The 25,259-nt window shown below is 59.8% G+C and carries 21 protein-coding genes, 1 other RNA gene and 1 pseudogene; 18 read left to right on the top strand and 5 right to left on the bottom strand.

Annotated features, from left to right (window positions below; translation table 11 throughout):
• Positions 1–479 precede the first annotated feature (479 nt).
• The 4 genes from AAAX35_RS03635 (at position 480) to ndk (ending at position 4,447) form a co-directional block, all read left to right on the top strand.
• On the top strand, positions 480–1,706 hold the full coding sequence (locus AAAX35_RS03635) for an argininosuccinate synthase (RefSeq protein WP_035138001.1): 1,227 nt from the start codon (positions 480–482) through the stop codon (positions 1,704–1,706).
• Positions 1,707–1,937: 231 nt separating this feature from the next.
• On the top strand, positions 1,938–2,108 hold the full coding sequence (locus tag AAAX35_RS03630) for a hypothetical protein (protein WP_158550218.1): 171 nt from the start codon (positions 1,938–1,940) through the stop codon (positions 2,106–2,108).
• Between the two features lie 118 nt (positions 2,109–2,226).
• Positions 2,227–3,657 (top strand): argininosuccinate lyase, encoded by a 1,431-nt coding sequence (argH, locus tag AAAX35_RS03625; RefSeq protein ID WP_349116787.1) that lies wholly within the window; start codon positions 2,227–2,229, stop codon positions 3,655–3,657.
• A 385-nt stretch (positions 3,658–4,042) separates the two neighbouring features.
• The gene (gene ndk, locus AAAX35_RS03620; RefSeq protein WP_006234152.1) at positions 4,043–4,447 is read left to right on the top strand and encodes a nucleoside-diphosphate kinase; all 405 of its coding nucleotides are present in this window, start codon (positions 4,043–4,045) and stop codon (positions 4,445–4,447) included.
• 151 nt (positions 4,448–4,598) lie between these two features.
• On the opposite strand, the gene rpiB is transcribed toward ndk, so the two are convergent.
• The gene (gene rpiB, locus AAAX35_RS03615) at positions 4,599–5,066 is read right to left on the bottom strand and encodes a ribose 5-phosphate isomerase B (protein WP_006234151.1); all 468 of its coding nucleotides are present in this window, start codon (positions 5,064–5,066) and stop codon (positions 4,599–4,601) included.
• Positions 5,067–5,337: 271 nt separating this feature from the next.
• On the opposite strand from rpiB, the gene AAAX35_RS03610 reads away from it, so the two are divergent.
• Positions 5,338–6,657 carry an L-serine ammonia-lyase, iron-sulfur-dependent, subunit alpha gene (locus tag AAAX35_RS03610; RefSeq protein WP_349116786.1) on the top strand — a complete coding sequence of 440 codons (1,320 nt, stop codon included), beginning with the start codon at positions 5,338–5,340 and terminating at the stop codon, positions 6,655–6,657.
• Positions 6,658–6,749: 92 nt separating this feature from the next.
• Here AAAX35_RS03610 and AAAX35_RS03605 read toward each other — a convergent pair whose 3' ends face one another.
• Positions 6,750–7,508 carry an HAD family hydrolase gene (locus AAAX35_RS03605; RefSeq protein ID WP_349090766.1) on the bottom strand — a complete coding sequence of 253 codons (759 nt, stop codon included), beginning with the start codon at positions 7,506–7,508 and terminating at the stop codon, positions 6,750–6,752.
• A gap of 315 nt (positions 7,509–7,823) precedes the next feature.
• Between AAAX35_RS03605 and rpsA the strand changes: the two genes are divergently transcribed.
• From rpsA to AAAX35_RS03590, 3 genes are all read left to right on the top strand, one after another.
• Positions 7,824–8,990: a 30S ribosomal protein S1 gene (gene rpsA, locus AAAX35_RS03600; RefSeq protein ID WP_022095232.1), complete on the top strand. Its 1,167-nt coding sequence runs from the start codon at positions 7,824–7,826 to the stop codon at positions 8,988–8,990.
• A gap of 340 nt (positions 8,991–9,330) precedes the next feature.
• Positions 9,331–9,692: RNase P RNA component class A (gene rnpB / locus AAAX35_RS03595), an RNA gene on the top strand.
• A gap of 272 nt (positions 9,693–9,964) precedes the next feature.
• Entirely contained in the window at positions 9,965–10,603 is a 639-nt protein-coding gene (locus tag AAAX35_RS03590; protein ID WP_349116785.1) for a YigZ family protein, read from the top strand.
• A 67-nt stretch (positions 10,604–10,670) separates the two neighbouring features.
• Here the strand turns inward: AAAX35_RS03590 and AAAX35_RS03585 are convergent, their stop codons facing one another.
• Positions 10,671–11,117, bottom strand: a complete 447-nt coding sequence (locus AAAX35_RS03585) for a C-GCAxxG-C-C family protein (protein ID WP_229055579.1) — start codon at positions 11,115–11,117, stop codon at positions 10,671–10,673.
• 231 nt (positions 11,118–11,348) lie between these two features.
• Here AAAX35_RS03585 and AAAX35_RS03580 point away from each other — a divergent pair, with 231 nt between their 5' ends.
• The 4 genes and pseudogenes from AAAX35_RS03580 to AAAX35_RS03565 all read left to right on the top strand — a co-directional run.
• Positions 11,349–12,632, top strand: coding sequence for an O-acetylhomoserine aminocarboxypropyltransferase/cysteine synthase family protein (locus AAAX35_RS03580; RefSeq protein WP_349116784.1), 1,284 nt, complete (start codon positions 11,349–11,351; stop codon positions 12,630–12,632).
• Between the two features lie 141 nt (positions 12,633–12,773).
• Entirely contained in the window at positions 12,774–14,078 is a 1,305-nt protein-coding gene (locus tag AAAX35_RS03575; RefSeq protein ID WP_349116783.1) for an MFS transporter, read from the top strand.
• A 157-nt stretch (positions 14,079–14,235) separates the two neighbouring features.
• Complete coding sequence (locus AAAX35_RS03570; protein WP_035138016.1) at positions 14,236–14,814, top strand: xanthine phosphoribosyltransferase; 579 nt, start codon at positions 14,236–14,238, stop codon at positions 14,812–14,814.
• 152 nt (positions 14,815–14,966) lie between these two features.
• Positions 14,967–15,278, top strand: a pseudogene (locus AAAX35_RS03565) (peptide chain release factor-like protein); the annotation flags it as partial.
• A gap of 86 nt (positions 15,279–15,364) precedes the next feature.
• Here AAAX35_RS03565 and AAAX35_RS03560 read toward each other — a convergent pair.
• A complete protein-coding gene (locus AAAX35_RS03560; protein WP_349116782.1) occupies positions 15,365–16,327 on the bottom strand; it encodes a diacylglycerol kinase family protein in 963 nt (320 codons plus the stop codon).
• Positions 16,328–16,413: 86 nt separating this feature from the next.
• Entirely contained in the window at positions 16,414–17,835 is a 1,422-nt protein-coding gene (locus AAAX35_RS03555) for a chloride channel protein (protein WP_349116781.1), read from the bottom strand.
• 210 nt (positions 17,836–18,045) lie between these two features.
• On the opposite strand from AAAX35_RS03555, the gene glp reads away from it, so the two are divergent.
• The 6 genes from glp (at position 18,046) to AAAX35_RS03525 (ending at position 25,175) form a co-directional block, all read left to right on the top strand.
• Positions 18,046–19,308: a gephyrin-like molybdotransferase Glp gene (gene glp / locus AAAX35_RS03550; protein ID WP_349116780.1), complete on the top strand. Its 1,263-nt coding sequence runs from the start codon at positions 18,046–18,048 to the stop codon at positions 19,306–19,308.
• A 10-nt stretch (positions 19,309–19,318) separates the two neighbouring features.
• The gene (locus AAAX35_RS03545) at positions 19,319–19,798 is read left to right on the top strand and encodes a MogA/MoaB family molybdenum cofactor biosynthesis protein (RefSeq protein ID WP_349116779.1); all 480 of its coding nucleotides are present in this window, start codon (positions 19,319–19,321) and stop codon (positions 19,796–19,798) included.
• A 204-nt stretch (positions 19,799–20,002) separates the two neighbouring features.
• Positions 20,003–20,875 carry a molybdate ABC transporter substrate-binding protein gene (gene modA, locus AAAX35_RS03540; protein WP_349116778.1) on the top strand — a complete coding sequence of 291 codons (873 nt, stop codon included), beginning with the start codon at positions 20,003–20,005 and terminating at the stop codon, positions 20,873–20,875.
• Between the two features lie 68 nt (positions 20,876–20,943).
• Positions 20,944–22,386, top strand: coding sequence for a molybdate ABC transporter permease subunit (gene modB, locus AAAX35_RS03535; RefSeq protein WP_349116777.1), 1,443 nt, complete (start codon positions 20,944–20,946; stop codon positions 22,384–22,386).
• 3 nt (positions 22,387–22,389) lie between these two features.
• Positions 22,390–23,460 (top strand): ATP-binding cassette domain-containing protein, encoded by a 1,071-nt coding sequence (locus AAAX35_RS03530; RefSeq protein ID WP_349116775.1) that lies wholly within the window; start codon positions 22,390–22,392, stop codon positions 23,458–23,460.
• Between the two features lie 431 nt (positions 23,461–23,891).
• Complete coding sequence (locus tag AAAX35_RS03525) at positions 23,892–25,175, top strand: double-cubane-cluster-containing anaerobic reductase (RefSeq protein WP_349116773.1); 1,284 nt, start codon at positions 23,892–23,894, stop codon at positions 25,173–25,175.
• Positions 25,176–25,259 lie beyond the last annotated feature (84 nt).

The following is a 25,259-nucleotide window of genomic DNA, read 5'->3' as shown; positions in this document are numbered from 1 at the left end:
AACGGAGCGTATTTGCACCACGCTTCACAAAGTAATGAAAAAACTTTTCAGAAATTTGAATTTGTCGCTTGTGCTGCGGGCACTTTAGCGTAATATAGCGACCATCGAAAACGGAGACGGAAAAACAACCGCTTACCGAGGAAAAGGTACCGTTTACGATATTAGAATTGCGCCCGGCGATAGGTGAAAGGAGAGGCAGATGCAGTTCGTAACGATCATCACCACTGCAGACAATGCCATCCGACGCCAGCGCGCAATTTCCCGACGACGATAACAATCGTCTCTGTCCGCATGGGGCGAATTGCCTCAACAGAGTCATTTTGAGGTCGTTGGGTTTTAGCACGACATTGCTGCATGTTTCTAGGGCATGTATGTGCTGATTTTTGCTATTTAAACTGATATTGCACGGTATATGACCTTGAAATGACTTGCAACTGACCGATGTTCTAACTAGCTACCAAGGGCGAAAGGAAACAGCCATGAGCAAGGAAAAAGTCGTTCTCGCATATTCCGGTGGTCTTGATACATCCGTATGTGTCAAGTGGCTCCAGGACGAGAAGAATCTCGATGTCGTTTGCGTCTGCGGCAACGTGGGCCAGGAAGAGACCGGACTGGATGCCAAGAAGCAGAAGGCGCTCGACCTGGGCGTTCTCGATTGCCAGGTACTCGACCTGCGCGACGAGTTCTCCGATGAGTTCCTGACTAAGGCCATCGCCGCAAACTCCATGTACGAGAACAAGTATCCGCTGCTCTCCGCCCTGTCTCGCCCGCTGCTTGCCAAGAAGCTTGTTGAGGTCGCCCACGAGTTTGGCGCGACCTACGTCGCCCACGGCTGCACCGGCAAGGGTAACGACCAGGTCCGTTTTGAGGCCGCCGTCAAGGCCCTCGACCCCGAGCTCAAGGTTATCGCCCCGGTGCGCGAGTGGGATCTGAAGTGCCGTCCCGACGAGGTCGCCTATGCCCACGCTCACAACGTGCCGGTTCCCGAGGGTGCCAACGACAACCCCTACTCCATCGACGACAACCTGTGGGGTCGTGCCATTGAGTGCGGTCACCTGGAGGATCCCTGGAACGAGCCGCTCGACGACGCTTGGGTTATGACCAAGAACCCCGAGGACACGCCTGACACCCCGACCTATACCGAGATCGAGTTTGAGGCCGGCAAGCCTGTCGCCGTCGACGGCAAGAAGATGAAGCTCTCCGAGATCGTCATCGCCCTCAACAAGATTTCGGGCGACAACGGCTTTGGCCGTCTTGACCTGGTCGAGGATCGTCTGGTGGGCCTCAAGAGCCGCGAGTGCTATGAGGTTCCCGGCGCCCTGACGCTCATCACCGCCCACAAGGCGCTCGAGGACATCTGCGTCGAGGGCGACCTGCTCAAGACCAAGATCAAGCTCGAGCAGGATTGGGCCACCGCCGTGTACAACGGCCAGTGGTACAGCCCGCTCAAGAACGCGCTCGACGCCTTTATGGCCGATACCCAGAAGTTCGTGACCGGCACTGTCCGTCTGAAGTTCTTTAAGGGCAACTGCCATGTCGTCGGCCGCAAGAGTCCCTTCAGCCTCTACGACTACGGCCTGGCTACCTACGACCGCGACACCACGTTTGACGAGAAGGCCAGCGCCGGCTTTATCGAGATCGATACGCTGTCGCTCAAGACGTGGGCAAAGGTCCAGGGCCCCAGCTCTGCTGCCGCCCAGGCCTAGCGCCTCCTTCCCTTGGTATCCGCGCGGCCCATCCGCGTGATACATAACGGGCGCACGGGGTCCCTACCTTTCGTTATGCTTGCTGACACTTCTTAACATCGGTGGCCCCTACGTTCCGCCCGCATATATGATGCCGCGACTGTGGCTGAGTCCGAGCCCCGCCGGGGTTGTCCGGCGGGGCTCCTTCTATCAATTTGGCGGCTCTGCGCCTATATATGAGGAGTATCCATTATGTTCAATGCTATCGCGCATGCTTTACTTGCCCTCGCGCCCGAGTTCGATGCTGCAAGGGTCGAGGACGTCCCTATGAGCCTGAAGGCCTGGATCGATGGTTCGCAGGGCAACATCCGGAGGGAGACGTTGGGCGCCAAGTGCATGGCGCGTCACTTCTTTGCAAATTAGCTACATGGCACCGCACACGGTGGGGAATGTGTAAAACTAGCGGTTGAAAAATCGCTTTAGCGACATGGCGCATTGCTTTGGGCGCTTGTTTTGGTATTTGATGAAAGGGGACGGTTCCATGGCTCTTTGGGGCGGTCGTTTTGAGGCGGGCGTGGCCGAGGTCACGCAGGAGTTTGGTGCGTCGCTGCCGGTCGACAAGCATCTCTATAAGCAGGATATCGCCGGTTCTAAGGCACATGCCAAGATGCTGGCGGCCCAGGGCATCATCAGTGCCGAGGACGAGCAGGCGATTGCCGAGGGTCTGACCGGAATCGAACAGGATATCGATGCCGGCAACTTTACCTTCGATATCAACGATGAGGACATTCATATGTCCATTGAGAGCGAGTTGACGCGCCGCATCGGCGAGGCTGGCAAGCGCTTGCATACCGGACGTTCGCGCAACGACCAGGTGGCGACCGATACGCGACTGGGCGTTAAGGCGCTGGCCAAGGAGCTCATGGAGGCCAATCTTGAGCTGCGCCATGTGCTGGTGGATGCGGCCAAGAAGTACGACAAGGTAATTCTGCCGGGCTACACGCACATGCAGCATGCTCAGCCCGTGCTGCTGTCGCATCATCTGCTGGCGTATTCCTGGATGTTCGCGCGCGACTTTACACGCCTGAAGGCCGCCTTTGATGCCGCCGACAACTGCCCGCTGGGCGCTGCCGCGCTTGCCGGTACGAGCTATCCGCTCGATCGTCAGATGACGGCTGCCGAACTTGGCTTTGCGGGTGTGATTCCCAACTCGCTCGATGCGGTTTCCGACCGTGATTTTCTGCTCGATCTGCATTACGCCGGATCCGTCATGGCGATGCACCTGTCGCGTCTTTCCGAGGAGATCGTACTGTGGTCGAGCTCCGAATTTGGCTTTATCACGCTTTCCGACTCGTACTCCACTGGCTCGTCCATCATGCCGCAGAAGAAGAATCCCGACTTTGCCGAGCTTATCCGCGGCAAGAGCGGCCGTGTGTATGGCAACCTGGTGCAGCTGCTCGTGACCATGAAGGGCCTGCCGCTTGCTTATAACAAGGACTTGCAGGAGGACAAGGAGGGCGCGCTCGATACCGCCCATACGCTCATGCAGTGCCTGTCGGTTATGGCCGGTATGATTTCGACTTGGACCGTCAACGAGGATGCCATGGCGCGCGAGTGCGGCGTGGGTCACCTTGCTGCCACCGATGTTGCCGATTACCTGGCTAAGCGTGGTCTGCCGTTCCGCGAGGCACATGCCGTGGTGGGCCATCTGGTCCTGATGTGCGAGAAGCGCGGCTGCAATCTTGAGGACCTGCCGTTTGAGGTGTTCCAGGAGGCAAGCACGCTCTTTGAGCGCGACATTACCGAGGCGCTCGACATCCCGTCGATTGTCGCTGCGCGCACGACCGAGGGCGGTACCGCCCCTGCCGCCGTTGCCGTGCAGCTGCAGCGTGCCGTGGCACAGCTCGTGGCCGACGAAGGCGTGTTTGGATCGCTGACCAAGGTCGTCGAGATGGGCCACGGGGCAAAGTAGGGATTTGACTGAAGCGGCTTTGGCCATTTATCGATAAATCGTTTTTGCTTTTACGGGTATCTGCTGATGCGGACGCCCGTATTTTGTTGCTATGGGGGAGGGGCTTGTCGAGAACTTCTGTAGGACCTTTGGGCAGGTTGTGAAGGGGGTACGTTCGCGGGCGGCAACCGACCGCCTGCTCTGTTCGCTGCGGTTGATGGGCGGTCGGATGGTACTCTAATCGGGCTTCGAAACAGAAGTGACACATATGGAACGCTTCAATAAATTGCAACGTTTCAATAAACAGCTTTTTGTTTAACTGCAGCTAAAACTCTGTTACGATGCAGTCCAGGCGGGTGCCGGAATGGGACTTGGGCACGCGCGAACCTACTTGAAAGGCTACCTTATGGCTATCGAGAAGACCTTCATCATGATTAAGCCCGACGCCGTGCGCGACCGCAAGATCGGCGAGATTGTTGCTCGCATTGAGCGCAGCGGCCTTGTCATCGAGCGCATGGAGATGACCACGCTCGAGCGCGCTACCGTCGAGGAGCACTACGCCCATCTGGCCGACAAGCCCTTCTTTGGCGGTCTCTGTGACTTTATGACGAGCGGTCCGGTCGTCAAGATGGTCGTTTCCGGTCTCTCCGCTGTTGCTAAGATGCGCACCCTCATGGGCGCTACTAATCCGCTTGACGCTGCTCCCGGCACAATTCGCGGCGATTTCGCTGTCGATGTCAACGCCAACGTGATCCACGGCTCCGACTGCTTGGAGAACGCCGAGATTGAGATCAAGCGCTTCTTTGGCTAAACCAGCTTTGACACCTTAAAGCTGTTAGCGTGTGGCTTGGGCGCCGCGGAACTCCATCCGCGGCGCTCTTTTATACCAAAACCTGTGAAGGGGCCCGCTCGGATATGAGTTCCGAGCGGGCCCCTGCTGTTAGCTTGTGGCACTGAGTAGTTTAGGCCTCGTCGACGACCTTGAGGCCGCGCGTGTGGTCGATCTCGTTGAGGAGGTTAACGCGACGCTCGTGACGACCGCCCTCAAACTCGGCGTCGAGCCACTCGTCGACAATCATCTTAGCGAGCTCGGAGCCCACGACGCGGGCGCCAAAGGCGAGCACGTTGGTGTTGTTGTGCATACGGGAGAGCTTGGCGCTGAAGGGCTCGGAGCACACGACGGCGCGCACGCCCTCGACCTTGTTAGCAGCCAGGCTAATCCCGACGCCGGTGCCGCAGATCAGGATGCCCAGGTCGACGTCGCCGTTGGCAACGGCCTTACCCACCTTGTAGCCGGCGATGGGGTAGTCAAAGCTCTCGGAGGTGTCGGTGCCAAAGTTCACGACCTCGCAGCCGCGCTCCTTCAGGTGCTCGGAGATGATGTTCTTGAGCTCGACGGCGGCGTGGTCGTTACCGATACCGATCTTCATGGATGGTTCCTCTCTGGTCTGTGCGGCGCAAATGCTAAAGGTGTTTACCGCGTTCGACTGCATGATAGCGCGACTTTTGCGTAAACGCTCGGGCGTTTTTTGGTCAAACGCTTTAGCATGCAACAAGACCGGCTTCTCATGAATGAATGCTGTCAGTTTGTGCTTGAGCGCCGTCCGCCGGAACCATGGTTGCGGTTTTTGATGCATTGTTATCAAATAAAGGAGCTAACTTTTTTGAGAGTCCAGCCCGTTATGCAAGCAGGAGATACCTATGCCTACCGATTCCATCCGTGATGCCGCGTTTTGCGATGTTCTGAACCGCGAACTTGTCTGTGCACTCGGCTGCACCGAGCCCATTGCCGTTGCCTATGCAGCGGCGCTGGCGAGCCAGACGCTCGGTTGCGAACCCGATCATATGGATGTTGCCTGCTCGGGCAACATCATCAAGAACGTTAAGAGCGTGACCGTGCCCAACTCGGGCGGTATGCACGGTATTGAAGCCGCGGCCGTGCTGGGTGCCGTGGGCGGCGACGCCAAGAGCGCGCTCGAGGTGCTCGAGAGCGTTGACGATAAAGACCGTGCGCGCGTGGCTGAGCTCCTCGCTGACGCCGGCTACTGCGATGTGTCGCTTGTCGAGGGTGTGCCCAACCTCTACATCAAGGTGACTGCCACGGCCGGGGGCCATACCGCGGTCGTCGAGATTACCGACCACCACACCAATGTCACGTGCCATACGCTCGACGGTATTCCGGTGTGCGGCAAGTCGGCGGGGGAGTGTGCCGCCTGCGCCGAGCGCGTCGTGGCCGAGCGGGCGGCGGATAAGGCCGATGCCCCTATGAGCATTGAGTCCATCATCGACTTTATCGAGGACGGTGACATTGAGGACGCCCGCGCTGCCGTTGAGCGTCAGATTGAGCTGAATGGCGCAATCAGTGCCGAGGGCCTTGCGCACGCTTGGGGCGCCGAGGTGGGTCGTACGCTGCTGGGTGCTCGTGCCGATGACGTCGCCTGCCGTGCCCGTGCCCGTGCGGCCGCCGGGTCCGACGCCCGCATGAACGGCTGCGCGCTGCCGGTCGCCATTGTGTGCGGCTCGGGCAATCAGGGCATTACCTGCGCATTGCCCGTCATGGAGTATGTCGAGTACCTGCGTTGCGACCACGAGCGCCTGGTGCGCGCCGTGATGCTGTCCGATCTTATCGCCGTGCATATCAAGAGCTATATTGGTGCGCTCTCGGCGTTTTGCGGTGCTATTTGCGCCGCGTGCGGCGCCGGCGCTGCGATTACCTGGCTGTGCGGTGGCACGCGCGAGCAGATTGGCGCGACGGTCTCGAATACGCTCGGTAACGTGGGCGGCATCGTGTGCGATGGCGCCAAGGCGAGTTGCGCGGCTAAGATTTCCGCTGCCGTTGATGCTGCGATTCTGGGCCACGATATGGCCATGCAGGGCCGTGGCTTCCGCGCCGGCGAGGGTCTCATTCAGGATACCGTCGAGCAGACGATTGCCAGCATGGGCTACGTGGGCCGCGTGGGCATGAAGGACACCGACATCGAGATCCTCAACATCATGATCGGTAAAACCCAAGTCTGCTAGATATTAAGTTGCGGTGAGATAGTTCCTAAAATTACCCGGATGAGGGGCAAACAGGAACTATCTCACCGCAACTGCGCTAGATGTTCTGGCGCCTACGATAGTTCGTCGGCTATTTGGTGCTCGTAGAAGGCCTCGATTACGGCGTTAAAGTCGCGGGCGAAGTCTTCCATGGTTCCGCGCCAGGTGGCTCGGCTGGGCTTGCCCTGGCCCACAAAGGCGGTTTGGATGCCGCAATCGGGGGACGGGAAGTCGCGTTTGGGATCGTTGCCAACCATAAGGACCTCGTGCGGCTCGAGCCCCATCACCTGAAGCTGCTCTAGATAGTAGGTGGCATCGGGCTTGCAGCGGGTGGTGTTTCCCATGTGCGTGACGAGCTCAAAGGGAGCGTCGGCCAGGTCGCCCCAACCCATGCGGCACTCGATGGCCCCCTGGGGAAAGCTGGGGTTGGTAAAGAGCGCGCAACGCAGTCCAGCGTCCTGTACGGCCTGGAGCGCGGCGTGCGCGCCCGGCATAGCGTGGGCGTTAATGACCTCGTCGTTCTTGTACGGAAGAATTTCGCGGTCATAGTAGGTAAACGCCTCGTAGATGAGGGGATCGGAGAGGCAGATCCCGCATCGGCGCTCGACCTCTTCTTGGTAAAACTCAAGATTGGTGCGGTTGTCCGTGCCGCTGCGGCGATTGGCGTTGAGGTCGACCAGGATGGTGCCGAGGCGCGCCATCGTGCCACCGCGGCTGCGGCGCCCGATATCCGCGAGCATCGAAGAGACATCCTTAAAATAGCGAAGGATGAACGCGTTGAGGTTGATGCTAAGAAGCGTTTCGTCCATATCGAAAACGACTGCTTTGAGCACGCGGGCACCTTTCTCGAAAAATCGATCTAGAATCGTTGGCTCCGGATACTTTACCCCAAAGCCGAATGCCTGGCTGGTTATCGTCAAGTTGCGGAGACGTGTGTTCATAAGATTACGAAAAAGTCTCCACACGAGTAAAAAATCGCAGTTCACGCTTGAAATCGAACTCATTTCCCCGTAACCTATACGAACGTGATTGCATAAGCGTCACATTAGTATCTGTCGGCTCCCGAGTGTTCCTAAACGTTGTGTGCTTGTCGCACCCTTCTGTAGGTCCTAGCAATCGGGGCCCCGTAGTTCGAAAGGGGTCCACCTTTGAGTGAGATTCAGAACTCGTCCATTTTCTCTCTTGACGATGTCAACGAGGAGGAGATGAACAACCTCATCGACGGTACGATTACCGACTTTGATGAGGGCGATCTCGTTAACGGCACTGTCGTTAAGATCGAGCATGACGAGGTGCTCGTTGACATCGGATTCAAGTCCGAGGGCGTTATCCCGGTCCGCGAGCTGTCCATCCGCAAGGACGCTAACCCTGCAGACATCGTTGCACTCGGTGATCCCATCGAGGCTCTGGTTCTCCAGAAGGAGGACAAGGACGGTCGTCTGGTCCTGTCCAAGAAGCGTGCCGAGTACGAGCGTGCTTGGAACCGCATCGAGGAGAAGTTCAACTCCGGCGAGAACGTCGAGGGCGAGGTTATCGAGGTTGTCAAGGGCGGCCTGATCCTCGACATCGGCCTGCGTGGCTTCCTGCCTGCTTCCCTCGTCGACCTCCGTCGCGTCAAGGACCTCACCTCCTACATGGGCACCCGCATCGAGGCCCGCGTTATCGAGATGGACCGCAACCGCAACAACGTCGTCCTCTCCCGTCGCGTCGTGCTCGAGGAGTCCCGTAAGGCCGAGCGCTCCGAGATCCTGTCCAAGCTCAAGTCTGGCATGCGTCTCCAGGGCACCGTTTCCTCCATCGTCGACTTCGGCGCCTTCGTCGACCTCGGCGGCATCGACGGCCTCATCCACATCTCCGAGCTCTCCTGGAACCACGTCAACCATCCTTCCGAGGTTGTCAAGGTCGGCCAGGAGGTCGAGGTCGAGGTTCTCGACGTCGATCTCAACCGCGAGCGCATCTCCCTGGGTCTCAAGCAGACCACCGAGGATCCGTGGCGCGCACTGGTCAAGAAGTACCCCGTCGGCGCTATCGTCGAGGGCACTGTGACCAAGCTTGTCCCGTTCGGCGCTTTCGTCGACCTGGGCGAGGGCATCGAGGGCCTGGTGCACATCTCCGAGATGGCCAACAAGCACGTCGACCAGCCTTCTCAGGTCACCCACGTGGGCGACAAGGTTCAGGTCAAGGTCATGGAGATCGACCTCGACCGTCGTCGCATCTCCCTGTCCATGAAGTCTGCTGCTGAGACTCTGGGCGTCGAGATCGAGGTTACCCCGCTTCCTTCCGAGAAGAAGGACGAGGAGACCGACGCCGAGTAAATCGGTTTGACGATCACTTGTTTTAAGGGATCCGTCCGCAATGGACGGGTCCCTTTTTGCATTTGCTGCTGAGGCGCGCGATGCTATCCGTGCGCAATGCTGCCCGGGTTGTCTGTTTGCTATTGGGTTGTCGGTGCATGAAAAATGCCGACATCCCGCCTCGGGGAGGAGGCGGGAACACACCGAGTAGACGGAGGGGTGCGGAGCGCGGTCGCGTCTCGACTGACGACGTTGCCCATCGACAGGACCATTGTAACGCATGGCGGTTCTTGGTTTATCGTGTCGAGAGTTTGCGTTGTGCCATTGCCTGCGGCAACGGTGTGTTACACTCTTGCACTGCTGAGTGGGCCAGACGGTCGCGCGATGTGCTGCTTGCAGTACGCGTGAGGAAAGTCCGGGCTCCAGAGGGCGGGATGCCGGCTAACGGCCGGGCGGAGTGATCCGACGGAAAGCGCCGCAGAAAAGAAGACTCCCACCTGCGCCGCAAGGCGTAAAGGGAAAAGCTGAAACGGTGGTGTAAGAGACCACCAGCGTCGTGGCAACACGGCGGCTTGGCAAGCCCCATCCGGAGCAAGCGCGAATAGGAACGCTATGGGCCGGCCCGGTCCGCGTTCGGGTAGCGTGCGTGGAGCTGCACGGTAACGTGCAGACAAGATAAATGACCGTTCACGACAGAACCCGGCTTACAAGCCCACTCAGCTTTCTTGTTGACGCTGCGAACCCGTCAGCGCGGCAATCTGCCTTTCAAGCCTTCGGGCATGACCATAAGGTCAATGCCCTCGTCTTTCAAGGCACCTTGCTCGCGCTGACGGGTTCTCGCTTTCGTTGACGGAATCATCGGCGGTTCCGTTCTTGGCATCTCGCTGTTTTTGCCTGATCATCGGTGTCGCCGTTCTATTTACCGGGGTTATCGATACGGCCTTTGCCGTATTATTGAGGCTGTTTGTTGCTGCGCTTTATTTTGTTGAGGGGCTTTGTTGGACAGCTATTTTACTCTGCAATCGAATATTGAGGCTACGGGCGAGTTCGTTGACCGCAAGAGCCGGTTTATTGCCCAGCTGGTCCATATTGAGTCCGAGGATGAGGCGAATGCCTTTATCGAGATGGTTCGCAAGCGTCATTACGACGCTCGACACAATGTTCCCGCGTGGATTTTAGTCGATGGACGCGAGCGTCAGAGCGATGATGGTGAGCCGAGCCGCACGAGCGGTATGCCGACGCTCGAGGTGTTGCGCGGCGCAGAGCTCAAAAATGTTTGCTGCGTGGTGACGCGCTATTTTGGTGGCACGCTGTTGGGACCTGGTGGCTTGGTGCGCGCCTATACTGCGGCGACGCAGGCGGCGGTGGCAGCTGCTCGGGAGGCCGGGCAGATTGTCGAGATGACGAGTGTCGTGCCTGTTGACGTGCATGTGGCCTATCCGCAGTATGAGCAGGTGCTTCGTTTGGCGCAGGATTCGGGTGCCAAGGTTTCGGATACCGATTACGCGGATGCCGTGACACTTCACCTGGTATTCAAAGCGGGGGAGCAGGAGCAATTTTGCGCCAAGATGCGCGAGCTTATGGCGGGGCGCGAAGAGATCGAGGTCGGCGCTCCCAAATTTGCCGAGTTCTAACGGCGACGGCCGGCGTTCTTTTGGATGGATCCCAAACGCGCCGGCCGTCGTTTTATGTTGCTGCCGTTTACTCGGCGAGCTGCTTTAGCACATCGCAGGCGATCTCGACGGCATCGTCGATGCAGCCGGGGCAGCTGCGGAGCGGACCTTTATCCGATCCGATGCCCTTGAGCGTGCCGCAGACGGTCGTCGTGTTCTTCTCGCCAAATCGCTTGGCAATCTCGCGCGACAGCTTGTAGGTCTGGCCTTTGGTCTTGGGGTTCTCCATGCCGTCGCTCATTACAAAGCCCATGATGGCAACAGCGCCCGAGATGGCGCCGCAGGTCTCGGTCATGCCACCCATGCCGGCGCCAAAGCCCTCGGTGAGGGTAAAGGCGGTCTGGGGGTCGAGCCCGACGGCAGGTGCGAGCGTGCAGGCAACGGCCTGGGCGCAGTTAAAGCCGCGGGCGTGGTATTCGGCAGCCTGAGCCTGGCAGGCGGCGGTGTCGAGCTGGGTGGTATCGATCTGCTTCATCGTTGTCTCCTTGGTCACGGTGTACCCGCCTATGGTACCCGTGACGGGGCATGTAATCATCGAGAGCTTCATGTATGCCTCATTTTTATCTATCGAGCAAATGCCCAAGGCTTGAGATAAATACCCCTGATGAATTTGTCCCTTAACCTACCTTGGGGATGGGTTGAGAGGGGTGCAGGGTAGCGGTATCGTGAACCGAATAAAACTAAAACCCAGGCAAGGGAGCTAGATATGAGCGAGCAGACTATCGGTACTACATGTGTTCAGGGCGGCTATCACCCGGGAGATGCGGAGCCGCGCCAGGTGCCCATCTACCAGTCCACCACGTGGAAGTACGACACGTCGGAGCACATGGGCAAGCTGTTTGACCTGGAGGAGTCTGGCTACTTCTACAGCCGTCTGCAGAACCCCACGTGCGATTTGGTTGCCGCCAAGATCTGCGAGATGGAGGGCGGCACCGCAGCGATGCTCACGAGTTCGGGCATGGCTGCGAACTTCCTCGCGATCTTTAACATTGCCGGTGCCGGCGATCACGTGGTCGCAAGCTCTGCCATTTACGGCGGTACGTATAACCTGCTCGCCCACACCATGGGCCGCATGGGCGTGACCTGCACGTTCGTTGCCCCCGACTGCACCGATGAGGAGCTGGAGGCAGCCTTTGAGCCCAATACCAAGCTTGTCTTTGGCGAGACGATCGCCAACCCCGCCCTTGCCGTGCTCGATATTGAGCGCTTTGCTAAGGCCGCACATGACCACGGCGTGCCGCTGATGGTCGACAACACCTTCCCGACGCCCGTGATGTGTCGTCCCTTTGAGTGGGGCGCCGACATCGTCACGCACTCCACGACCAAGTACATGGATGGACATGCTGCCTACCTGGGTGGCGTAATCGTCGATCACGGCCAGTTTGACTGGATGGCCCATGCGGACAAGTTCCCGGGTCTCACCACGCCTGACGAGAGCTATCACGGCGTGACCTATGCCGAGAAGTTTGGTCGCGAGGGCGCCTTTATTACCAAGGCCACCGCGCAGCTTATGCGCGACCTTGGCCCCATGCAGAACCCGCAGGCGGCGTTCTTCCTGAACAGCTCGCTCGAGAGCCTGCACGTGCGCATGCCGCGCCATTGTGAGAACGGTCTGGCGGTCGCCAAGTTCCTGCAGAGCCATCCCAAGGTGCGCTTCGTGAGCTATCCGGGCCTGGAGGGCGACAAGTACTATGACATCGCTCAGAAGTACATGCCCGACGGTACCTGCGGCGTTGTGAGCTTTGGCTTTAACGGTGGTCGCGCGGCGGCCGAGACCTTTATGAAGAGCCTCAAGCTCGCCCAGATCGCCACGCACGTGGCCGACGCCCGCACTTGCTGCCTGCATCCCGCTAATGCCACGCATCGCCAGATGAACGATGAAGAGCTCATCGCCTGTGGCATTTCCGCCGACATGGTGCGCCTGTCGTGCGGCCTCGAGGACACGGCCGATCTGATTGCCGACCTTGAGCAGGCGCTCGAGCAGTGCTAGGCTAGCGTTCGCACAAGGCGCCGATGCTGGCAGAAAGCTTCGGTGGCCTTTCGTTCCGATTCCGTAGGCGGGACTCCAATTGCGACTGTTTACAGGCGATTGGGGCCCCGTTTTTGCGTCGCGCCACTCGAAAGGATGGATATGGAGAAAACTGCAGAGCAGCTGCGCCGCGAGCATATTGCCCTAGAGGGCGACACCCATGGCAAGAACAAATGGGCGATTCTATTTACCGTGCTCATCATGACGTTTATGGTGTGTTTGGATTCGACCGTCGTGACCGTGGCGCTGCCCGTGATGCAAAAGGAGCTGGGCGTGGGCCTCGATCGCATTCAGCTGGTGAGCTCGGTGTACCTGCTTGCGACATGCGTGGCTATGTTGCCGTTTGGCCGTCTGGGTGACGTGCGCGGCAAGGTGAATGTGTTCCAGCTGGGTGTCATCGTCTTTTCGGTCGGTTCGCTGCTGTGCGGCCTTTCGGCCTCGCTCGAGGTTCTTATCCTGGCACGCATTGTTCAGGGCGTCGGTTGCGCGGCGGCCATGGCTAACAACATGGGTATCATCACCGAGTCGTTTCCGGCGCGCGAACGAGGCCGTGCTATGGGTATTCTCGCGACCTTTGTGGCCCTCGGCATGATGTGTGGCCCCGTGCTCGGCGGCATGCTGGTGGCAAGCTTTCCTTGGGAGAGCATCTTCCTCATCAACCTGCCCATTGGCGTCATCTCGTTTATCGTGGGGCTCTACACGCTGCCGCATGTAAAGCCGGAGGCCGGCGAGCGCCCCATGTCGCTGGCGGAGGCCGCGCGTCGCTGCTTTGCAAATTCGGCCTTCACCATCAACCTTGCCTGCATGCTCATCGTGTTCGTTGGCATTGGCGCATCCGAGTTTATTCTGCCGTTCTATTTTCAGGACGCCCACGGCTTTGGTTCCGACATTTCCGGATTACTCTTTTTGGCGCTGCCGATGGTGAATGCCTTTATCGGCCCGCTTTCGGGAACGGTTTCGGACCGTGTTGGCTGCGAGGGTCCTACGGCGGTTGGCCTGGGCGTGTACGTGTTCGGTCTTTTTGCGGTAAGCACGCTCGACGAGCACTCTTCTATCCCCGTGATCGTGTGCTGCGTCGCGTTTATGTCGTGCGGTACGTCGATTTTCCAGAGCCCCAACAACTCGTTGTATATGGGCTCGGCCCCGCGCGAAGCACTCGGCTTTGCGGGCAGCTTGGGCAGTTTGGCGCGCTATGCCGGCATGGCACTCGGCATTACGGTGGCGTCGAATACCCTGTATGGGCAGATGAGCGTGGCGATGGGCGAGGCCGTGACCAGTTTTGTTGCAGGCCGTCCGGATGTATTCCTATTCGGCTTTCGCTCGGTGTTCTACGTGCTTATGGTTGTGGCCGCCGTGGGCTTTGCGCTTGCCATGGTGCGTTTGGTGAAGGTGCGCGCCCGCCATTAGCGTGTTGGGAGGCTGCCTGCCACGATTCGCGCCGTCCCAAAAAGACTGGTTTGTGGTGCGATGCGGCTTGTGGGGCGGGCGGGGGTCGGTCCGTGGTAGACTATCGAACAACGTTTATTAATCGCGCGGTATCGTTGCCGCGAGAAGGGGTTGCGCCATGCAGGAGCTTGAGGATCGTATTCGCCATGACGGCATCGTAAAGGCCGGTAACGTCCTTAAGGTTGATGCCTTCCTCAACCACCAGTGCGACGTTGAGCTGTTCGACCACATGGGCGCCGAATGGGCCCGTCTGTTCGAGGGTGTCGAGATCAACAAGATCCTGACGATTGAGGCTTCGGGCATTGGCATGGCCTGCATCGCAGCTCAGCATTTTGGCGGCGTGCCGGTGGTCTTTGCCAAGAAGGCGCAGTCCATCAACCTCGATGGCGAGCAGTATGCCACGACCATCTACTCCTTTACCAAGCAGAAGGAGTACCCGGTCATCGTTGGCAAGCGCTTCCTGTCCGAGGGCGACAAGGTCCTGATCATCGACGACTTCTTGGCCAACGGGTGCGCGCTCGAGGGTCTTATCAAGATCTGCGAGGCTGCGGGTGCCGAGGTGTCCGGAATTGGTATTGCGGTGGAGAAGGGCTTCCAGGGCGGCGGCGATAAGCTCCGTAAACGCGGCTTCCGCGTTGAGAGCCTGGCCCGTATCGCCGATATGGACTGCGAGAACGGCGAGATCACCTTCGCCTAAGCGCGCAACACAAGCGATTGGTATGCGATGTGACAAAGGGACTGTCCCTTTGTCACATTTTTTGTATGAGGGGAGGTGCTGATATGGATGAGAACAAGATGGGATGGCGTGGGTATGCGCGCTATGCCGAGATGTCGGTCGAGGAGCTGGCGCGCGATTGCGAGGTACAGGTGTTTCGCGCGACGGGTCCGGGCGGGCAGGGCGTGAACACGACGGACTCTGCGGTGCGCATGAAACATGGGCCCACGGGGATTGTCGTGACGGCGCGTGAGAGCCGCAGCCAGTTTCAGAATCGCGCGAGCTGCCTGCGTAAGCTGCGCGCTGAGCTTGAGCGTCGCGGGCGTCCACCGCGTCGACGCGTAAAGACCAAGGTGCCTCAGCGCTCTCGCCAGCGCAGGCTTAATGACAAGCACTTCAACGCCATTAAAAAGGCCAACCGTCGCAAACCGGGCAGCGACGAATAGCCTCCTCATAAGTTGCGGTGAAATAGGGACTGTTTTGCGGCTTTAGATGCATAAACAGTCCCTATTTCACCGCAACTTAGGTGGGGTTAGTGGGTGGGGTGCCAGACGTGGAGGGCGCCGGCGAGGATGTCGACCTCGATGCGCGAGGCGACGATGGGCTCGCCGTCGGCCTGGATGGGATAGTCGGGCTCCTCAAAGGTGAGCTCGACATGGCGGCAGCGGCGCATGCGAACCGGTGGCAGCTTGGTATGGTGGCCATCTTTGGCCGAAAGGAACACGGGAAGCGCGACCGCGCGCGGAACGGGGCCGCAGGCGTAGCAGACGTCGAATATACCGTCACAGGGGTCGGCGTCGGGGCAGATGCGATAGCCCGAGCCGTAGGTAGGACCCAGCTGAATCGCCATGATGATCGCCCTCACGCGCTCGGCGGGCGCTCCGTCAAAGCTGACTGTCATGGGGTAGTTGCGATAGCGTAGGCCAAACTGCTCAAGTCCCGAGAGGGTGTAGAGCGGAGCGCCCGTCAAGCCGGTCTTTTTGCGCAGCTCGGTGGTGCCAAGGCCGATGGCGGCATCGATGCCGACCGAAAGCGTCTGGTCGTAGTACTCAACGGTAGCCTCGCCGCTGCCGTTCGCAGGGCTCCACGAGCGAATGCGCCCGATGTCCTGACTCTGCAGCTCGCAGGTGAGCAGCGCGCCAAAATCCTTGCCGGAGAAATCTTCGATATCGAGCGTTTGGGCAAAATCGTTGCCGGAGCCTACGGGCAGGACGGCAAGCGCCGGTCGAACTGCCTTTTCTTGCGCCATCAAGCCATTGACGACCTCGTGGATCACGCCATCGCCGCCGAGTGCGATAACGGTGCGATAGCCCGTTGCCTGGGCGGCCAGTTCCTTGGCGTGTCCCATGCGCTCGGTTAGCACAAGGTCAAACTGGGATGCGCGCGCGGTCATATCCAAAAAGCGTTGCAGGCGCTCGGCAACTTCGTGCGCGGCGCCCGACTGGGCGGCTGGGTTGGCGATGATGAGCGTGCGACCAAAATCAGTTGCGTGCATGGGGCGACTCCCGGCGTGTGACATGACAGTGCGGTCGCGCTCAGGTCGAATTGCCCCCGGTTGTGGCTGCACGGCGATTTTTACATCTACTCTATCAGGTCGTTGTGGCGCTCGATAGCATCCGCTACCGTACCGCCCTCATCCACAATAAGCGAACGGCGCTTGGGTGAGATGATGCGCTGGGCGGGGTACACGCCGCGGTGCCCGCCGGTTAGGTAGCTGATAAAGGCCACGATGACAAAGAACCCGGCGGCCGTGCCGTGGAACAGGTCGATGGCCATCATGCAGGTGGTGATGGGTACGTTGAGGCCGGCGCAGAACACGCCGAGCATGCCGAGAGCCGCCAGAAAACTGGGGTCGAGCCCGGTAAGGCAACCGATCCAGCCACCGAGTGCCGCACCGATGCCAAACAGGGGTGTGACCTCGCCGCCTTGGAAGCCAGCGCCCAGGGTAAGCGCTGTGACGACCAACTTGATGGCTGCGTCCGCCAGGGTGGTGTTGCCCGCAAATCCGGCGCCGGAAAGCCACGTGGAAAGGCCGGCGTAGTCCCAGGCGTCGAGGAGGGCATAGGCGGCCAAAACCACGAGTGCGCCTATAAGTGCGCGAACGAGGTAATTGGTGATAAAGCGACCGTACAGGCTCTTGACGGTTCGAACCGACCACGCAAAGAGGCGTGCCGTCAGACCGAAGATGATGGCGCTGATAACAACGATGACGACCGTTGTAGGCGTCATAGCGGGAACGCTGGCGATGACATTCACTTCGTACTCGGTACCCAGGGCGAGTGATGTAAAGTAGCCGGTAAACGACGCGACCAGGCAATAGATGCCCGCGGTGTAGTCGATCTTGCCGATAAAGCACATCTCCATGCCAAAGAAAGCTCCGGCAAGGGGCGAGCCGAATACGGCGCCAAAGGCCGACGAGATTCCGGCGAGCATGAGGTCGTGGTGGTCATGCTTTTTGAGGTGGGCGAGGCTCGAGATGTTGCTGGCGATGGTGCCGCCAATCTGCACCGCAGCTCCCTCGCGACCGGCCGATCCGCCCGTTAGGTGCGTGAGCGTGGAGCAGACGAAGGTGAGGACGGCCATGCGCATATGGATGAGGCGGGTGCCCAGAGCGGAGTCGATGACCAGGTTGTTACCGCGTTTGGCGGCAAGACCGTGGTTTTTGTACACCCATGCGGTGGCAACGCCCACAACGGGAAGAAGCGCGTAAATCCACGCATGGTGCTCGCGATAGTCGGTCGCGATATTCAACGAGGCCAAAAACGCCCAAGCGGCAACGCCCATGGCGAGCGAGACGATGACGACGAGTACGAGCAACTTGGCGCTCGCGAGTAGGTTGCGGGCGTTGCGGCGCGTGTCGGCAGCCAAGAGATGCTCGGAGCGGGTAAGTTGATGTCTGCCTGCCGTGATGACGTCGTTCAGGGAGAAAAAGCCGCCGTCGTCGAGCGGCTGGGGATGGTCTTGCGCCTCGTTTGCGCTTTCGGGTTTGTCGTTATGAGTCATACGTTCCTCTTTTAGGTTGCAACGCAAGCATTATAAAACGCGGTAAACGCGACGAGCCGGTGGGTTGGTTTCCATTCCGTTTCGCGGCCTGCAACCGACAGGTGTATTTGCGGGTACAGGCCAAGTCGCGGTCGCGCGTCGGGGGATTATACTGAGACAAGCATAAAGAATCGGCGTCCCTGTTGTGCGCCGTGGCATTAAGAGGTGCATATGGCAGAGAAACTCATTCCGCTGGAGGACGCGCAGTCGATTGTCCTGTCGCACGTTGCTCCGACCGATCTCGTCGAGATTCCCGTGTGGCAGGCCGCCGGTCTTCCCTTGGCCGAGGACGCGGTGGCCGATATCGACATCTCGCCGCTTGCCAACAGCGCTATGGACGGATATGCCGTGCGCTCGGCGGACTTGGCGCAGGCATCTGGCGAGGCGCCGGTGACGCTCGACGTTATCGGACACGAGGCCGCGGGCCATGTGTTTGAAGGCGCTATCGGCGCGGGCGAGGCAGTCCGCATCATGACGGGCGCGCCGGTGCCCGAAGGTGCCGATGCCGTGGTGAAATACGAGATCGTCGAGGTGCTCGACGGCGATGGCAACGAGGGCTCGCACGTTCGCTTTTCGGCGCCGGCCAAGGTGGGGGAGAACGTTCGCTCTGCTGCCGAGGAGGCCCATGCCGGCGATGTTGTGATGCGCGCCGGCGAGGTCGTGGCTCCGGCGGGCGCGGGTCTGCTGGCAAGCGCCGGATACGCGAGCGTGAAGGTGCACGCCGCCCCACGTGTGGGCATTATCTCGCTGGGGACGGAGCTGGTCGCGCCGGGTGAGCTGCCGGCGCGCGGGCAGATTCGCGATTCCAACTCCTCGGCTCTGATGGCTGAGGCACTCGATGCCGGGGCAGATCCGGTGTTCTTTGGCATCGCTCTCGATGATGAGCAAGCGATCGCCGAGCTGGTGCATCGTGCCGTGCAGGAGTGCGACTTTGTCATTACGAGCGGTGGCGCCTCGGCGGGCGATTACGATTTCGTGACGGCGCTCGTCCGGCGCGAGGGCGAGGTACTGTTTGACCGCATCTCGATGCGTCCGGGCAAGGCCATCACGTTTGGCTTGCTCGGGGGTAAGCCCTACCTGGGGCTTTCGGGCAATCCGGCCGCGGCGTATGTGGGCTTTGAGATGCTTGCCCGTCCGGCGATTCGCAAGATGCGCGGTTTTGCCGAGGTTGCGCGTCCCGTGCAGCAGGCGACGCTCACGCACGGCGTGAAAAAGCGACAGCATCGCCGCTTCTTCGATCGCGCCACGGTTTTGCGCGACCCCGAGACCGGTGAGCTGTTGGTGACCGAGGCTAAGACACAGAATTCGGCGCTGCTTGGAACTATGCAGCGTGCGAACTGCCTGTTGCGTATTGACGAAGGACCGTGCGAGCTCAAGGCGGGAGATGCCGTGGGCGTTGTTCGCGTCGACCTGCCCGAGGGCGCCGTGTTGTAGGAGGAATGCTATGGAGCTGAAGATATCGATCGTGACGTGCTCGGATACGCGCGATCTTGCCCAGGACGAGGCTGGAGCCGCACTCGAGGAACTTATCGAGGCACAGGGCTGGACGGTCGCCTCACATGTGGTCGTGCGCGACGACGTCAGCGAGATCGGTGATGCCATTGTGGAAGCCGCCGATGAGTGTCACGCCAATGTCGTGCTCACCTGCGGCGGCACGGGGCTTTCGATGCGCGATGTGACGCCCGAGGCGACGCGTTCCGTCTGCGACCGCGATGTGCCGGGTATTGCCGAGGCAATCCGTGCGTACTCCATGACCAAGACGCGCCGCGCTATGCTCTCGCGCGCCGTGTGCATGCAACGTGGGCATACGCTTGTCATCAACTTTCCGGGATCCACGAAAGCTGCCCGCGAAAGTTGGGAGGCCGTGAGCGATCAGCTGGAGCATGCGGCTCAGATGACAGCGGGCGGCGGACACACCAAATAAACGCACTACCTGCGGCGGAGCGACCTTACGGGCTGCTCCGCCTTTTTTATGCAGCGACAGTGCGGCCATCTCGGGGTTATCGGTGAAAGAAGCTTATTAGACGAGAAATTATTATCACAAACATTATTCGCGCAGAAGTATAATCTAGTAACAGAATAAAGCCTGCGGCGGGGTGCCCGGGCGTCGCGTTCGAAAGGGTTGAACATGTTCGATATGGTTTCTCGCCGCGGTTTCGTCTCGCTTTCTGCTGCCGCTGCCGCCGGCCTTGGCCTTGCCGGCTGCTCGGGCAACAAGACGTTCGAGCCGGCCGGATCCGATGCCGGTTCTGCTAAGGCATCTTCCAAGAAGGTTGTCGAGCTGCAGGTCTTTGCTGCCAACTCGCTCGAGAAGGCTCTGCCCGAGGTTCAGGAGCTCTACACCGACCAGACCGGTACCACGTTTGCCGACACGCAGTTTAAGGCGTCCGGCGACCTTGTCGAGCAGATGCGCGCCGGTGCCGCCGTCGACGTGCTCATCACGGCCTCCAAGGGCACCATGGACGACGCCGAAGCCGCCGAGCTCGTCGATGCCGACACGCGTGAGGACATGTTCGTCAACGACCTCGTGATCATCCGCGCCGAGGGCTCTGACACCAAGGTCGAGGCCATCGCCGACGTCGCGAACCTGGACGGCAAGATCGCCATTGGCGACGCCAAGACCGTTCCTGCCGGCAAGTACGCCAACCAGGCGCTGGCTTCTGTGGGCCTCTATACCGGCACCGAGGGCGACGACGGCGAGTACGCGCTCGAGCTCGCCGACAAGGTAGCACTGGCCGACAAGGTCGGCACCGCTGCTTCTTACGTCTCTACAGGCGACTGCGTGGCCGGTTTTGTCTACAGCTCCGATATCTTCCGCTACGACGGCATCGAGGAGGCCTTCGTGTGTCCCGAGGATTCGCACAAGCCCATCGTGTACCCGGGTGCCGTTGCCGAGAGCTCCGAGCACGCCGACGAAGCCAAGGCGTTCATCGACTTCTGTCTGACCAACAAGAAAGCTCAGAAGATTTGGGCTAAGTACGGCTTTGAGCTTTCCGAGTAGTGCGGCTTGGCGCGATAATTCCATCGTTTTGTGTTTCACTCCGTCTTTGTATTCTCTTGGAGCTTTTCGTGCTTAATAGATTCCGCATGCTTGTCGCCTGTGCTTTGACCTTCGCGCTTTGCTGGGTGCCAGGATTTGCGTTTGCTGGAGACGCTGAGGACGGGGCCCAGGTTGCTGCGACCGCTCATGGGCTTTCCTATGGGATCGAGGGTTTTGAGCGGTTGGCCAAGGGGACCGCTCGTGCCATGGAGGGCCAGCCTGAGGGCTACCGGTTTCCCGTTGACGAGGACGTGGACCTTGTAGTGGCGCCTGCTGTCGATCGCGTTGTGGTGTGGATATCGCCCAAGGCGGTCGAGAAGTATGGATTGGATCTGCAGGACAACGAGTGCGTATCGGGTCTCAAGGCCCTCGTCTATGAGCTCGACAGCGCAAACTGCATGGGAGGTGCGCAGCTAGGGAACGTTGATCTTCCTTGGTATGTCACGGCGGAAACAACGTTTGATGCCGGTGGGTATACCTATGGCTTTGACGAGCGCGGTGCGGATGGGGACCGCTATGTGGTGATTGCATCAGCCTCGGGTGATGCCAAGGGCGGTGCGCGTTGGCTTGATAGCGCTCAAATGGTAGAAGCGTCGTCTGTCGTGCTGCGGGATGAGCAGAGGCCCTTGACCTCCCTGGCTTCCTTTTTGGGCGACATCGACTATCGCCCGTTTTGGGTGTCCATTAAAACGAGCGGTCTTGCCCTGCTGATTTCCTTTGCGCTGGGCCTGTTCGCCGCGTGGAAGACCATGGGTACCTCGAGTCGCATCAAGGGCCTGCTCGATTCGGTCTTTACGATTCCTATGGTGCTGCCGCCAACGGTTTGCGGCTTTCTGCTCCTCATGCTGTTTGGCCGCTCGACCGGGGTGGGCCAGTGGCTCATCGCGCACGGCGTCTCGATCATCTTTACGTGGCCCGCGGCGGTGATATCTGCCGTGGTGGTGTCGTTCCCGCTCGTCTATCGTACGGCGCTCGGCGCCTTCGAGAGCCTCGACACGCAGATGCTCGATGCCGCGCGAACCCTGGGCTGGTCCGAGCGTCGAATCTTTACCAAGCTTATGATGCCGCTCGGCTGGCCCTCGATTGCCGCCGGCACGGTGCTCGCCTTTGCCCGCGCCATGGGCGAGTTTGGCTGCACCCTGTTCTTTGCGGGCAACTATGCCGGCATTACCCAGACCATCCCCATCGCCATCTACTTTGAGTGGATGGGCGGCAACACGTCGGTGGCTCTCTTTTGGGTTGTCGTCGTGATCGCCTTTAGCTTCTTGGTCATCCTGTTTATCAACATGTACACGGCGCACTCGCAAAAGTATCGCGAGCGGGGCCTTTCCCGCGCGGAGCGCAAGCAGGCCAAAGATCTCGCCGGACAGGGCGATTCGCTCGACCCAGTCGGCGGCGATGCGCTGCGCATCGATCGCGAGGCGTTGGCCGAGCTTATGCGCGATGACACGGTCGCAAAGGGAGGTCGATAGGCCATGTCGCTCGTTCTGGATATAAAAAAGCACTATCCCGGGTTTATGCTCGACATGCAGCTTGAGGCCGGCGAGGAGCGCGTGGCGTTGCTCGGTGCCTCGGGTTGCGGCAAGAGCTGCACACTTCGCTGCATTGCCGGTGTGGAGACGCCCGACGAGGGCAAGATCGTCGTCAACGGCGTGACCTTTTTTGACTCGGCGGCGGGCATCAACCTGTCGCCACAGGCGCGCAAATGCGCCCTGCTGTTCCAAAACTATCAGCTGCTTCCTAACATGACGGTGGCCGATAACGTATGCGCCGGTGTAAAGGGTGCGGGCGACGCCGTCGCACGCAAAAAGCTCGCCGAGCGCTATCTGAGCATTTTCGGTCTAGCCGATTTTGCCGACCGCTACCCCGCGCGCCTTTCGGGCGGGCAGCAGCAACGCGTGGCGCTTGCCCGTATGGTGGCGGCGCATCCGGGCATCTTTATGTTCGACGAGCCCATGAGCGCGCTCGATTCCTATCTTAAGAGCGCACTCGAGCAGAACATGCTCGACCTGTTCGACGTCTGTAACCGCACCGTGCTCTACGTGAGCCACGACATCGACGAGGCGTGCCGCCTGTGCCAGCGCATCTGCGTGATGCACGACGGGCATGTTGAGGAGATCGGCTCTGTCGAGGACGTGGTCCGCCGTCCGCAGACGCTGGCGGCACTGCGCCTGACGGGCTGCAAGAACACAAGCCGGGCGCGCAAGATCGGCGACGAAGAAGTTGAGGCCCTCGATTGGGGCATGACCTTTAACGTGGGTCGTGAGGTGCCCGACGACGTGGCGTACCTGGGCATTCGCGCAAGCTACTTCCATGTTGACAATCGCGCGGAGCGGGGTCGCAACAGCTATGATTTGCACGTGGCCCGAGTGAGCGATTCGCGCTTTGAGCGCCTGGTGCTGTTGGATGTGCTGCGTGCCGATGCGCCGACGCGCCTGCAGTGGAAGGTCAACAAAGTGGGCATGCCTGTTGACGAGCTGCCGCAAGCAGGCGAGACGCTTCGCATGCATTTTGATGCCAGCAGGATCCATTTGGTTTGTCGATAGCGCCGGGTAATGCCGTCGGGGCATATAAGCCTCGGCGGCTTTGTTTTTGCCGTTCGCCGAATGAGGAATGACAAACTCTTATCAACCAAGATAATTATTTATTAAACGACGACACACGGCGCTGTCGTACGAATGTCAACGGTGTTCGCATGGTCGATGACCGTTGATATAGTTGACCTCAACTTGTAAAGGAGGGTGCGCATATGCCGCAGACGACATACATTTGCCGCGTTGCCGCGCGTGCCCTGTATATGGCTCGGAGCCGCATATGAGCAGGTATGTTCACGGCTCCGGGAGAGACGACGCACAATTAAATAATCGACCGCAAAGCAGGTTCCCTAAAATTCCGGGTTTGAGCACGGCCGGGCAATTGCCGTCCGTCGTGCATCGATACCGCTGCTATCCGTTTTTGGTTCGAGAGGGGAACCGTTATGGCTGAAGAATTTGATTTCCATCCGATGTGGGAGAGCCTCGGCATGAATCTTGCCGACCACGACATGCTGCTGGGTGCCGTGGGCCAGATGTACGGCGATATGTTCCTGACGCAGAACAATCGCCCCAAGTCCACGTCCTACCTGGATTTTGTCGCCACCAACATCCACAGTGGCCGCATTAAGGAGATGCTTGACAAGAAGGCGGCCGGCGAGGCCACCAAGATCGTCGGCTCGTTCTGCGTGTACGTGCCCGAGGAGATCGTGCTTGCCTGTGACGGCATTCCCGTAGGTCTGTGCTCGGGTGCCGATTGGGCAACCGATAAGGTCGAGGAGCACCTGCCGCGCAACACCTGTCCGCTTATCAAGAGCTTTGCCGGCTTTAAGCTGGGCGAGGTCTGCCCCTACATTGAGTCGAGTGACCTGGTGGTAGGCGAGAACACCTGCGACGGTAAGAAGAAAGCCTACGAGTTCTTTGCCACGCAAAAGAACATGTACGTCATGGATATTCCCAACGTGCACGACGAGTCGACGCTCGTGACCTGGAAGGCCGAGGTCAAGAAGCTCGCCGCCAAGATCGAGGACGAGTGCGGCGTCAAGATTACGCCCGAGCGTCTGAAGGCTGCCATCCACGCCGTCAATGAGAAGCGCCGCGCCCTGCAGCGCCTCGCTGCCACGCGCGCTGCCGACCCTGCGCCCATCAGCGGTCTCGACAGCCTGCTGACCGTTCAGGCCGCCTTTATGGACGACACACCGCGTCTGACCGGAGCCATCAACGATATGGCGGCTGAGTGCGAGCAGCGTGTCGAGGCCGGCGAGGGCGTGGCGCCCAAGGGGACCAAGCGCATCCTGTACACCGGCACGCCCATGGCCGTGCCCAATTGGAAGCTGTTCAACCTTATCGAGAAGGCCGGCGGCGTTGTGGTAGGCGAGGAGTCCTGCACGGGCTCGCGCTACTACAAGGACCTGGTCGATGAGTCCGGCGAGACGGTCGACGAGATGCTCGACGCCATTGCTGAGCGCTACTTTAAGATCAACTGCGCCGTCTTTACCCCCAACGACCAGCGTATGAAGGACATTGTCCAGATGGCCAAGGACCTGCATGCCGACGGCATCGTCGACGTGGCTCTGCAGTTCTGCACGCTCTACGAGATGGAGTCGTTTGCCGTGGAGAAGGCCGCCGAGGAAGCCGGCATTCCGTTTATGCACATCACGACCGACTACGCCGGCGAGGATGCGGGCCAACTGCAGACGCGCATTGAAGCTTTCTTGGAAACCATTTAGGGGTATCTGTCCCGGCGGCTTCCCCAGGCACCCGATCTTGCCGTTCAAACCATCGTTTGCGTACCAAAGTACGCGGCGCTTCTC

It is taken from the genome of Collinsella sp. CLA-ER-H11 (assembly GCF_040092445.1).
In the GTDB taxonomy this organism is placed as follows: domain Bacteria; phylum Actinomycetota; class Coriobacteriia; order Coriobacteriales; family Coriobacteriaceae; genus Collinsella.
This window is presented reverse-complemented; position numbering and strand designations above follow the sequence as displayed.

Excerpts from the sequence above, each read along its gene's own strand:
- AAAX35_RS03635 (WP_035138001.1), top strand. The coding sequence starts at position 480 with ATGAGCAAGGAAAAAGTCGTTCTCGCATATTCCGGTGGTCTTGATACA.
- AAAX35_RS03630 (WP_158550218.1), top strand. The coding sequence starts at position 1,938 with ATGTTCAATGCTATCGCGCATGCTTTACTTGCCCTCGCGCCCGAGTTC.
- argH (WP_349116787.1), top strand. The coding sequence starts at position 2,227 with ATGGCTCTTTGGGGCGGTCGTTTTGAGGCGGGCGTGGCCGAGGTCACG.
- ndk (WP_006234152.1), top strand. The coding sequence starts at position 4,043 with ATGGCTATCGAGAAGACCTTCATCATGATTAAGCCCGACGCCGTGCGC.
- rpiB (WP_006234151.1), bottom strand. The coding sequence starts at position 5,066 with ATGAAGATCGGTATCGGTAACGACCACGCCGCCGTCGAGCTCAAGAAC.
- AAAX35_RS03610 (WP_349116786.1), top strand. The coding sequence starts at position 5,338 with ATGCCTACCGATTCCATCCGTGATGCCGCGTTTTGCGATGTTCTGAAC.
- AAAX35_RS03585 (WP_229055579.1), bottom strand. The coding sequence starts at position 11,117 with ATGAAGCAGATCGATACCACCCAGCTCGACACCGCCGCCTGCCAGGCT.
- AAAX35_RS03580 (WP_349116784.1), top strand. The coding sequence starts at position 11,349 with ATGAGCGAGCAGACTATCGGTACTACATGTGTTCAGGGCGGCTATCAC.
- AAAX35_RS03575 (WP_349116783.1), top strand. The coding sequence starts at position 12,774 with ATGGAGAAAACTGCAGAGCAGCTGCGCCGCGAGCATATTGCCCTAGAG.
- AAAX35_RS03570 (WP_035138016.1), top strand. The coding sequence starts at position 14,236 with ATGCAGGAGCTTGAGGATCGTATTCGCCATGACGGCATCGTAAAGGCC.
- AAAX35_RS03560 (WP_349116782.1), bottom strand. The coding sequence starts at position 16,327 with ATGCACGCAACTGATTTTGGTCGCACGCTCATCATCGCCAACCCAGCC.
- AAAX35_RS03555 (WP_349116781.1), bottom strand. The coding sequence starts at position 17,835 with ATGACTCATAACGACAAACCCGAAAGCGCAAACGAGGCGCAAGACCAT.
- glp (WP_349116780.1), top strand. The coding sequence starts at position 18,046 with ATGGCAGAGAAACTCATTCCGCTGGAGGACGCGCAGTCGATTGTCCTG.
- AAAX35_RS03545 (WP_349116779.1), top strand. The coding sequence starts at position 19,319 with ATGGAGCTGAAGATATCGATCGTGACGTGCTCGGATACGCGCGATCTT.
- modA (WP_349116778.1), top strand. The coding sequence starts at position 20,003 with ATGTTCGATATGGTTTCTCGCCGCGGTTTCGTCTCGCTTTCTGCTGCC.
- AAAX35_RS03530 (WP_349116775.1), top strand. The coding sequence starts at position 22,390 with ATGTCGCTCGTTCTGGATATAAAAAAGCACTATCCCGGGTTTATGCTC.
- AAAX35_RS03525 (WP_349116773.1), top strand. The coding sequence starts at position 23,892 with ATGGCTGAAGAATTTGATTTCCATCCGATGTGGGAGAGCCTCGGCATG.